This is a genomic window from Streptomyces sp. SID11385 (genome assembly GCF_010548245.1).
GTDB lineage: Bacteria > Actinomycetota > Actinomycetes > Streptomycetales > Streptomycetaceae > Streptomyces.
Genome location: NZ_JAAGLR010000354.1, coordinates 1 through 9,010 on the forward strand (window position 1 = coordinate 1; position 9,010 = coordinate 9,010).

At 71.3% G+C, this 9,010-nt stretch carries 9 protein-coding genes; 6 read left to right on the forward strand and 3 right to left on the reverse strand.

Features of this window, described 5'->3' with window-relative positions:
• From G3I42_RS10690 to G3I42_RS10715, 6 genes are all read left to right on the forward strand, one after another.
• Positions 1-853: substrate-binding domain-containing protein (locus G3I42_RS10690; RefSeq protein ID WP_164284734.1), on the forward strand; the 853-nt coding region annotated here is incomplete at its 5' end.
• Between the two features lie 265 nt (positions 854-1,118).
• On the forward strand, positions 1,119-2,453 hold the full coding sequence (locus tag G3I42_RS10695) for a sugar ABC transporter substrate-binding protein (protein ID WP_164284736.1): 1,335 nt from the start codon (positions 1,119-1,121) through the stop codon (positions 2,451-2,453).
• On the forward strand, positions 2,450-3,415 hold the full coding sequence (locus tag G3I42_RS10700; protein WP_164284740.1) for a sugar ABC transporter permease: 966 nt from the start codon (positions 2,450-2,452) through the stop codon (positions 3,413-3,415). The genes G3I42_RS10695 and G3I42_RS10700 overlap by 4 nt, the downstream gene beginning before the upstream one ends.
• Entirely contained in the window at positions 3,412-4,353 is a 942-nt protein-coding gene (locus G3I42_RS10705; RefSeq protein ID WP_164284744.1) for a carbohydrate ABC transporter permease, read from the forward strand. Before G3I42_RS10700 ends, G3I42_RS10705 begins: the two co-directional genes overlap by 4 nt.
• 80 nt (positions 4,354-4,433) lie before the next feature.
• Positions 4,434-5,462, forward strand: a complete 1,029-nt coding sequence (locus G3I42_RS10710) for a hydroxyacid dehydrogenase (RefSeq protein WP_164284747.1) — start codon at positions 4,434-4,436, stop codon at positions 5,460-5,462.
• A gap of 80 nt (positions 5,463-5,542) precedes the next feature.
• Positions 5,543-5,722, forward strand: a complete 180-nt coding sequence (locus G3I42_RS10715) for a hypothetical protein (RefSeq protein ID WP_164284750.1) — start codon at positions 5,543-5,545, stop codon at positions 5,720-5,722.
• Positions 5,723-5,924: 202 nt separating this feature from the next.
• Here G3I42_RS10715 and groL read toward each other — a convergent pair whose 3' ends face one another.
• The 3 genes from groL to G3I42_RS10730 form a co-directional block, all read right to left on the reverse strand.
• The gene (gene groL, locus G3I42_RS10720) at positions 5,925-7,550 is read right to left on the reverse strand and encodes a chaperonin GroEL (RefSeq protein WP_164284753.1); all 1,626 of its coding nucleotides are present in this window, start codon (positions 7,548-7,550) and stop codon (positions 5,925-5,927) included.
• 163 nt (positions 7,551-7,713) lie between these two features.
• Positions 7,714-8,022 carry a co-chaperone GroES gene (groES, locus tag G3I42_RS10725; RefSeq protein WP_008747517.1) on the reverse strand — a complete coding sequence of 103 codons (309 nt, stop codon included), beginning with the start codon at positions 8,020-8,022 and terminating at the stop codon, positions 7,714-7,716.
• Between the two features lie 239 nt (positions 8,023-8,261).
• Positions 8,262-9,010 (reverse strand): polysaccharide deacetylase family protein (locus G3I42_RS10730; protein ID WP_164284756.1); only part of this gene is annotated, 749 nt, incomplete at its 5' end.

Consider the following 9,010-nt stretch of genomic DNA (forward strand, 5'->3'; position numbering starts at 1 on the left):
CGGGTACTACTTCGCCGACATCATCCGCGGCGCGCACGAGGCGGCGGCGCGGCTCGGGGCGCGTCTGGTCCTGCGGGTCTCGGACTACCGGCCCGAGGACGACGCGGCGCACGCGGCGGGCCTGCTCGCGGCCGGGGCCCGGGGGCTGCTCGTGATCCCGAGCTGGACGCGGCCCGAGCACCAGTCGCTGCACACGGAGTGGATCGCGCGACTGCCCGTCCCGGCCGTGCTCGTGGAGCGGCGCGGGGACCCGGCGGGACCGCTCGACGCGCTCGACCGGGTCGGCTCGGACCACGCGCACGGCGTGCTCGTGGGCCTGCGGCACCTGGCCCGGCTCGGCCACCGCTCCCCCGTGCTCGTGGCGCGCACGGACAGCCCGACGGCGGAGGCGGTACGGGCGGGGTACCGGCGCGCGGTGGAGATCCTGGGCCTGGAACCGGGCCTCCCCGTTCTCGACTCGGCCCCCGAAAAGCCCGGCGCGGGAAGCCCGGTGGCCTCCGTGGACGAACTGGCCCGGCTCGTGCGCGGGGGCCGCACGACGGCGGTGCTCGCGCACAACGACGAGGACGCGACGCGACTCGTACGGGACCTGGCGGAGCGGGGGGTACGGGTACCGGGCGACCTGGCGCTCGTGACGTACGACGACGAGGTCGCCGCCCTCGCCGAGACCCCGCTGACGGCGGTGGCCCCGCCGAAGCGGGCGGTGGGCCGGGCGGCCGTGGAGCTGCTGACGGAACGCCTCGCGGAGCGGGTTTCCGCCGGGGGCGACGGGGCGGGCGAGCCGCGGCGGCACGTTGAGTTGTTGCCGACGTTGCGGGTGCGGGACTCCTGCGGAGGGCTGAGGGCGGAGTAGGGCGCCCTTTCGTGGATCGCTTCTGCCTCTGCGGGGCGGGCCTCCCTGGGGCTCCGCCCCGGACCCCGCTCCTCAAACTCCCCCAGCCTTCGGCCGGGGGGACCCCCAGAGGGGCTGAAATTGCCTCCCTGGATGTGGTGCGCCCTGGAATTCGAGGCCTCTTTCGATCATTTTTCGATCAATCGACCAAACAATCTTGACTTCGCTCACCCGGCGCCGAAGCATCACCGCGACCGCCTGTCCCCCAGCGAAGAGGAGCAGCGCCGTGAGCCGCCCTGGGTTCCGGTCCTCGCGCGCCCTCGTGGGTGCCGTCGCGTTCGCCTCGCTCGCCGCCACCGCGGCCTGCGGAGGCCCGAGCGCGGAGGCGCCCGCCGAAGGCACGAGGGCCCATCCCGTCACCGTCAGTTTCTGGGCCTGGACCAAGGGCTCCCAGCAGGTGGCGGACGAGTTCAACCGCACGCACGACACGATCAAGGTGAAGTTCGAGGAGATACCCTCCGGCGGTCTCGGGGGCTACCCGAAGATCACCAACGCCCTCAAGGCCGGTATCGCACCCGACGTCCTCTCCATCGAGTACCCCTCGCTCGCGCAGTTCGTGAGTCAGGGTTCGCTCAAGGACATCAGCGCGTACATGACGCCGGACGTGAAGAAGAAGTTCCTGCCGCAGACCATCGAGCTGACGACGATGGGCGACCGGAACTGGGCCGTCCCCTCGGACGCGGCGCCGCAGATCTTCTACTACCGCAAGGACCTCTTCGCGAAGTACGGCGTCGAGCCGCCGAAGACGTGGGCCGATTTCCGTACCGCCGCGCGGCAGGTCGAGAAGGCCGCGCCGAAGGCCCGTATCGCGACGTTCTTCGCCGACGACGCCTCCTTCTTCCAGACGATGGCGTGGCAGGCCGGCGCCCAGTGGTTCTCCACCGAGGGCGGGTCCTGGAAGGTGGACACGAGCGATCCGGCGACGAAGAAGGTCGCCACGTACTGGCAGGGGATGATCAAGGACGGTCTCGTCTCGACCGCCCCTTCCTACAGCCCCGAGTGGACCTCCTCGCTCAAGGCCGGTACGACGCTCGGCTACCTCGGCGCCTCCTGGAGCGCCGGGACGCTCGCCGGGATCGTGCCCGAGCAGAAGGGCAAGTGGGCCGCGATGCCGATGCCGAGCTGGGACGCGGCACACCCCAGCTCCGGGATGAGCCAGGGCTCGACCTTCGCGATCTCCAAGGACAGCAGGAAGACGAAGGCGGCGATGGAGTTCATCCTCTGGATGTCCACCTCGCCCGACTCGGTCAAGGCGCGCGTCACCGCGAGCACGTCGACCGCCTTCCCCGCCGCGCGCGCCCTCGTGCCCGTCGCGCGCGAGGCGATCGACACGAGCTTCTACGGCGGCGCCGACCTCTACGGGCTCTACGCGAAGTCCGCCGCGACGATCAATCCGGACTGGCTGTGGGGCCCGACCGCCGCCGCCAACAACACCCTGCACGACCAGCTCCAAGCGGTCGTCTCCGGCGGCAAGTCCCTCACCGGGGCGGTCGCCACCACCCAGCGCGCCACCGTGGACGCCCTGCGCAAGAGCGGGCTGAAGGTCGAGGACGGGTCATGAGCGGTACGAGAACACAGCCGGCCCCGGCCCCCGGGGCCACCGCGCCCGCGGCCGCGCCCCGCCGCAAGGGCTCCGCCTCCGGCCGTACCGGGCTCGCCGCCGCGACGCTCCTGACGCCCTTCTTCGTCCTGTTCACCCTCGCGATGCTGCTCCCGGTCGGGTACGCGATCTGGCTGAGCCTGTTCACCGACAAGCTCTCCGGGCTCGGCTTCGACGGGCCGCACAGCGTCTTCGACGGCCTCGGCAACTACCTCGACGTGATCAAGGACGAGGCGTTCCGCGACGGCTTCGGGGTGCTCGCCCGGTACGTCGTCCTCTACATCCCGATCATGATGGGCGGCGCGCTCGCCCTCGCCCTGCTCCTGGACACGGCGCTCGCGCGCGCCCGCCGCTTCTTCCAGCTCGCGCTGTTCCTGCCGCACGCGATCCCGGGGCTCATCGCGGGCCTCGTCTGGATCTACCTCTACACGCCGGGCCTCTCCCCGGTCGTCAAGGCCATGGAGTCCGGCGGCTTCGGCTTCGACTTCCTCGGCCCGGACGGCGCGATGCCCTCGATCGTGAACATCGCCGTGTGGGAGTGGATCGGCTACAACCTCGTCATCTTCTACGCGGCCCTCCAGGCCATCGACCGCTCGATGCTGGAGGCCGCCGCCGTGGACGGGGCGGGCAACTGGCGTCTCGCCTTCTCGATCAAACTCCCGCTCATCCGGTCATCCGTCTTCCTGGTGCTGCTCTTCACGATCATCGGCTCGCTCCAGCTCTTCACCGAGCCGCTACTGCTCTCCAGTTCGGGCTCCGCCGTCACGAGCACCTGGACACCGAACATGTACGCCTACTCCGCGGCCTTCCAGATCAACGACTACGGGCGGGCCGCCGCGGCCTCCGTGCTCATCGCGCTGGTCGCCGCCGTCCTCTCCTTCGTCGTCACCCGCCTCTCGAACCGCAAGGGAGCCCAGGCATGACCACGCCACTCCTCGCCGCACCCGGCGAAGGCACCCCGGGCGAACCGGCCACGGTCAAAGCCCCGCGCCGCGCGCCCGTCGCGACCCGCGGCGGCAGGCGGTCCGGCCGCTGGACCTCGCGCGTCGCCGTCAACGTCGTCCTGCTCATCGCGGCCGTCTACGCGCTCTTCCCGCTCGTCTGGCTCGTGACGGCGGCGACGAAGGACGCCGGGAACATCCTCGGCGGCAACGTCTTCTCCTCCGAGGGCTTCAGCCTCGGCGACAACCTCTCGGCGCTCACCGACTACGAGGGCGGCCTCTACTTCCGCTGGTACCTCAACTCGCTGCTGTACGCGGGAGCCGGCGCGCTCGGCTGCTCCCTCGTGAGCGTCGCGGCCGGGTACGCCTTCGACAAGTACGTGTTCCGGGGCAAGGAGAAGCTCTTCGCGATGGTGCTGCTCGGGGTGCTGCTGCCCTCGACCGCGCTCTCGCTGCCGCTCTACCTCCTCGCCGTCAAGACGCACACCGTCAACACCTACTGGGCGGTCCTCGTCCCCGTCCTGGTGAACCCCTTCGGCGTCTACCTCTCGCGGATCTTCAGCGCCGGGTACATCCCGAACGAGGCGCTGGAGGCGGCCCGCATCGACGGGGCGAGCGAGCTGCGCGTCTTCTGGTCGATCGGTCTGCGCATGATCATGCCGGGCTTCGTGACGGTGTTCCTCTTCCAGTTCACGGCCGTGTGGAACAACTTCTTCCTGCCGCTGGTCATGCTGTCGGACAAGAAGCTCTATCCCCTCAGCCTCGGCCTCTACAACTGGCACAGCAGCGCCAACGCGAACCCGGAGCTCTACCCGATGGTCGTCACCGGCTCACTGCTCGCCGTCCTGCCGCTCATCATCGCCTTCGTGACGCTCCAGCGGCACTGGAAGGCCGGGCTGACGGCGGGCGGGGTCAAGTAGCCGCCCGCGTACGGCGGTACGGGCGGGCGCTCGTCCCCCGTACCGCACCACCCCACCGTGTGAGGAGTACTCGCATCACCATGCACGAGCCCACCGACCGACGTCCCCGGGCCCTGCTCGCCATGGCCCCCCAGGTCGCGGAGGAACTGCTGACGCCGGCCCATCACGACAGAATGGGCCGCCTCGTACGGACCGAACCCGGCCTGATAGCCGACGACTTCACCGACCCCGCCCCGGCCCTCGCCGCCGCGCTCGCCGAGGCGGAGGTGCTGCTCACCTGCTGGGGCGTGCCGCCGCTGACCGCCGACGTGCTCGCGCGGGCGCCGCGGCTGCGCGCCGTCGTGCACGCGGCGGGCACCGTGAAGGGCTTCGTGACCGACGCGTGCTGGGAGCGCGGCATCCGGGTCAGCACGGCGGCGGGCGCCAACGCGCTCCCCGTCGCCGAGTACACGCTCGCCGCGATCCTCTTCTCCGGCAAGAAGGTGCTCGACTCGGCGCGCGGCGCCCGCGAGCCGGGCGCGCGCCACGACTGGCACCGCGAGCTGCGCGCGGCGGGGAACTACCGGCGCGTCGTCGGGCTCGTCGGGGCCTCGCGGGTGGGGCGCCGGGTGCTGGAACTCCTGCGGCCCTTCGACTTCGAGGTGCTGCTGCACGACCCGTACGTCTCCGCGGCCGAAGCGGCGGCGCTCGGCGCGCGCTCCGTGGGCCTCGCCGAACTGTGCGCGCGCGGCTCGGTCGTCTCGGTGCACGCCCCCGAACTCCCCAGCACCCGCCACCTGATCGGGGCGGCCGAGCTGGCCGCGATGCCGGACGGGGCGACGCTGATCAACACGTCGCGGGGCTCGCTGGTCGACGAGAGCGCGCTGCTCGCCGAGCTGACCTCGGGGCGTCTCTCCGCCGTCCTCGACGTGACGGACCCCGAACCGCCCCTGCCCGGGTCGCCGTTGTACACCCTCCCGAACGTCCTGCTCACCCCGCACGTCGCCGGTTCCCTCGGCAACGAGGTGCACCGCATGGCCGACCACGCGCTCGACGAGATCGAGCGCTGGACCCGGGGCGAGCCGTTCGCGGAGCCGGTGGCGGCGGAGGGGCTGCACTTGTCGGCGTGAGGCGCCTGGCCGGGGGCAGGCGGGAGGTGGGCCCGCTCCCGGCGGGCGCCGCTCACCGTCTTCCACAGGAGCAGTACGCGATGTCACAAGCCCTCGACCACGATTCGCCGCAGCGGCCCCAGTGGCGGGACCTCTTCGTGGAACCGGCCTGGCCGGAACCGGCCGCGGAGCCGGAGGAGGAGGAGGTACGGGCGGCGACGGCGACGGCCCCGCGCCGCCACGCCCGCGCCCGCGGGCGAGCGGGACGGGGCCGCGTCTGAGCGGACGGCGGAGGGCGGGAAGCGGGGTGCCCCGCCCCCGTTTGACGCCCCACGCCGAAGGGCCGGTTCCCTCGTCCGAGGGAACCGGCCCTTTTCGCTGTCACGCGGAGGGGCAGCGCGGCCTTACGGCCGCGGGAGCGGCGGGCGGCCGGAGTGCACCGGCCGGGGCGGCCGCGCTCATCGCCGCTCGCCGCTCAGGGCCTCAGTGGCTGTGGCTGTGGCCGTGGCCACCGGCCTCCGGCTCCTCCTCGGCCGGCTTCTCGACGACGAGGGTCTCGGTCGTCAGGAGCAGCGAGGCGATGGAGGCGGCGTTCTCCAGGGCGGAGCGGGTGACCTTGACCGGGTCGATGACGCCGGCCTTCACGAGGTCGCCGTACTCGCCGGTCGCGGCGTTGAAGCCCTGGCCCTTGTCGAGCTCGGCGACCTTCGAGGTGATGACGTAGCCCTCAAGGCCCGCGTTCTCGGCGATCCAGCGCAGCGGCTCGACGGCGGCGGCGCGGACGACCGCGACACCGGTCGCCTCGTCGCCCGTCTTGCCGAGCGAGTCGGCGAGGACCTTCGAGGCGTGGACGAGCGCGGAGCCACCACCGGAGACGATGCCCTCCTCGACCGCGGCGCGGGTCGCGGAGATGGCGTCCTCCAGACGGTGCTTCTTCTCCTTCAGCTCGACCTCGGTCGCGGCGCCGACGCTGATGACGCACACGCCACCGGCGAGCTTCGCGAGGCGCTCCTGGAGCTTCTCGCGGTCCCAGTCGGAGTCCGTGGTCTCGATCTCGGCCTTGATCTGGGCGACGCGGCCGTCGATGTCGGCCTGCTGGCCGCCACCGTCGACGATCGTCGTGTCGTCCTTGGTCACGGTCACGCGGCGGGCGGAGCCCAGCACGTCCAGACCGGCCTGGTCGAGCTTGAGGCCGACCTCCTCGGCGATGACGGTCGCGCCCGTGAGGGTCGCGATGTCGCCGAGCATGGCCTTGCGGCGGTCGCCGAAGCCGGGCGCCTTGACGGCGACGGCGTTGAAGGTGCCGCGGATCTTGTTGACGACGAGGGTGGAGAGCGCCTCGCCCTCGACATCCTCGGCGATGATCAGCAGCGGCTTGGAGCCACCGGCCTGGATGACCTTCTCAAGGAGCGGCAGGAGGTCCTGGATCGAGGAGATCTTGCCCTGGTTGATGAGGATGTACGGGTCCTCCAGGACGGCCTCCATCCGCTCCTGGTCGGTGACCATGTACGGGGAGAGGTAGCCCTTGTCGAAGGCCATGCCCTCGGTGAAGTCCAGCTCCAGACCGAAGGTGTTGGACTCCTCGACGGTGATGACACCGTCCTTGCCGACCTTGTCCATCGCCTCGGCGATCAGCTCGCCGACCTTCGGGTCCTGCGCGGAGAGCGCGGCGACGGCGGCGATGTCGGACTTCTCGTCGATCGGGCGGGCCGTGGCGAGCAGGTCCTCCGAGACGGCCTTGACGGCGGCGTCGATGCCCTTCTTGAGCAGGGCCGGGGACGCGCCGGCGGCGACGTTGCGCAGGCCCTCGCGGACGAGCGCCTGGGCGAGCACGGTCGCGGTGGTGGTGCCGTCACCCGCGATGTCGTTGGTCTTGGTCGCCACCTCCTTGACGAGCTGGGCGCCGAGGTTCTCGTACGGGTCCTCGACCTCGACCTCGCGGGCGATGGTCACACCGTCGTTGGTGATGGTGGGGGCGCCGAACTTCTTGTCGATGACGACGTTGCGGCCCTTGGGACCGATGGTCACCTTGACCGCGTCGGCCAGCTTGTTGACGCCGCGCTCAAGGGCGCGACGGGCGTCCTCGTCGAACTTCAGGATCTTCGCCATGGGAGCGATTCAGCCCTCTCGGGAAAAACTCGGGAAAGTCGTGGGTGAACACAACGACCGCGCCCCCGGTGGCCCCGGCGTCGAAGAGGACGGGGTCCGGGGGCGCGGCTCGTTGCGAAAGCCGGGTGGTCCGGGAAAGACCCGGACACGACCGGGGTGGTGCTTACTTCTCGATGATCGCGAGCACGTCGCGGGCCGAGAGGACGAGGTACTCCTCGCCGCTGTACTTCACCTCGGTGCCGCCGTACTTGCTGTAGAGCACGATGTCGCCGGTCTTGACGTCGAGCGGCAGGCGCTCGCCGTTCTCGAAGCGGCCCGGGCCCACGGCGAGGACGACGCCCTCCTGGGGCTTCTCCTTCGCGGTGTCCGGGATGACCAGGCCAGAGGCCGTGGTCTGCTCGGCGTCGAGCGGCTGGACCACGATGCGGTCCTCAAGCGGCTTGATGGCAACCTTGGAGCTGGCGGTCGTCACGATCCGACCTCCCCCTTCGGAGATCACGGGGTGAATAAGTCATTGGGTGGCGACCGGTAATCCGTCGTCGCGGGTGCCGGACTGCCCGTCGCTGTTTGGCACTCTCCGGTGGGGAGTGCCAGAGCGAGACTATGACCGCGATTAGCACTCGGTCAAGCGGAGTGCCAGGCGAGTGCCGCGCGAAGCGGAAAAGGGGCCTTCCGGACGACGTCCCGGAAGGCCCCTCTCCCCCGCTGGACTCAGATGTAGTCCTCCAGGCGGGCCACCGCGTACCCCTTCTCGGTGACGGTGCGCAGGAACGTGCGAAGGGCGTCGGTCATCGAGCCGTTCCACTGCGCGCGTCCCTGGAAGTGCGTGAGCACGAGGTCGCCGGGGTGCAGGCCGGTGTCGCGGTAGACGACCTTGCCGGGGAAGACCTCCGCCTCCCACAGCGGGATGCCGCGGATGCCGCAGGAGCGGGCGACCTCCAGGGTGTCGCGGTTGTAGCTCCCGTACGGCGGCCGGAAGAGTGTGGCCCCCTGCCCGTAGTGGCGGCGCAGCTTCTCCTGCATGCCGCAGATCTCCTGGCGCTGGGTCGCACGGTCCAGGCCGGGGAGGTAGCGGTGGCGCAGCGTGTGGTTCTGGAGCGCCGCGCCCTGCTCGTGCGCCCTGCGGAAGTACTCCCAGCCGCCGTCCACGGCGTCGGCGCTGAGGAAGGCCGTGTACGGGACGTGGAGTTCGCGCAGCATGCGGAGCGTCTCGGGGTCCTGGTTCACGCCGTCGTCGATGGTGAGGAAGACCACGCGGTCGCTGGTCGGGACGCGCGTGAAGACGGGCGGCAGCGCCTTCGTACGGGGCCCGCTCACCTCGAACCCCCGCCGGGTGGGCGGCGCGAGCTTCGTACGGGGCGGGGGCGGCGCGAGAAGCGGGACCTGCGGGAGCCGCCAGCGGTGGGCCGCGGCGAGGAGCGCGGCCTTGCGCGCCTGCGCCTCGCGCGCCTCCGCCTCGA